This window comes from Roseateles sp. P5_B10 (assembly GCF_056400485.1).
This window is the reverse complement of the sequence record NZ_JBFULE010001209.1, coordinates 1-1156: the sequence shown is the minus strand read 5'-3', so window position 1 is coordinate 1156 and position 1156 is coordinate 1. Positions and strand designations below refer to the sequence as shown.

The 1156-nt window shown below is 64.9% G+C and carries 2 protein-coding genes; both read left to right on the top strand.

Annotation, left to right across the window (positions count from 1 at the left end; all coding sequences use genetic code 11):
* The coding region (locus AC1DU6_RS32160) for a hypothetical protein (RefSeq protein ID WP_477862271.1) at window positions 1-276 on the top strand (276 nt) is incomplete at its 5' end.
* Between the two features lie 27 nt (window positions 277-303).
* On the top strand, window positions 304-1156 hold an 853-nt coding region (locus AC1DU6_RS32155), incomplete at its 3' end, for a PAS domain-containing protein (protein ID WP_477862269.1).

Genomic DNA, 1156 nt, shown 5'->3' with positions numbered 1-1156 from the left:
TGCTACGACAACGCGAGCGAGTGCTGGGCAGAGCCCTCGGCCGACTCTCGCGCCGCTGGTCTTGGCAGGGGCCACTCCCCGCTTGACCTGGTGCGCGCTRCCGACAAGGCCATGTATTGCGCCAAGCGCGCCGGCCGGGCCCGGGCCATGCTGCTGGACATCTGTGACGTGGATGCGCCGCAGGGGGTGCGCGAGGCACGCCGCCCTCCGGCCGGTCACGACTCCGAGCAACTGAAGCACGGCGCACTCCTCGGCACCGCATTCCCGTCCGGCTGATTGATCACGCTCTCAACAAGGTTGCCCATGCCCAGAATCGCCGGCGATACCCCCACCCTTCCCAATCCCGTCGACGGCACCGTGGAGTACCTCAACGAGGTCCGGCGCCAGGAGGCATTGCTCAAGACGGGCGCACTGCAGAGTGCAATCTTCAACAGCGCCAACTTCTCAAGCATCGCGACCGACGCCAAGGGCGTGATCCAGATCTTCAACGTCGGCGCCGAGCGCATGCTGGGCTATTCGGCCAACGACGTGATGAACAAGATCACGCCGGCCGACATCTCCGACCCGCAGGAATTGGTCGCGCGCGCCGAAGCGCTCAGCGTCGAACTCGACACCTCGATCGCGCCGGGCTTCGAAGCCCTCGTGTTCAAGGCCTCGCGCGGCATCGAGGACATGTACGAGCTGACCTACATCCGCAAGGACGGCAGCCGCTTCCCGGCGGTCGTGTCAGTCACGGCGTTGCGCGATGTCGAAGATCGAATCATCGGCTACCTGCTGATCGGCACCGACAACACGGCCCGCAAGCAGGCGGAAGAGGCGCTGCTCAAGGCCGGCGCCCTGCAATCCGCGATCTTCAACAGCGCCAATTTTTCCAGCATCGCCACCGACGCGAAAGGTGTGATCCAGATCTTCAACGTCGGCGCCGAACGCATGTTGGGTTACGCGGCCGCCGACGTGATGAACAAGATCACACCGGCCGACATCTCCGACCCACAGGAAGTGATCGCGCGCGCCATGGCACTCAGCGTCGAACTCGAGACCACCATTGCGCCGGGTTTCGAGGCGCTGGTATTCAAGGCCTCGCGCGGCATCGAGGACATCTACGAGCTGACCTACATCCGCAAGGACGGCAGCCGCTTGCCGGCCGTCGTGTCGG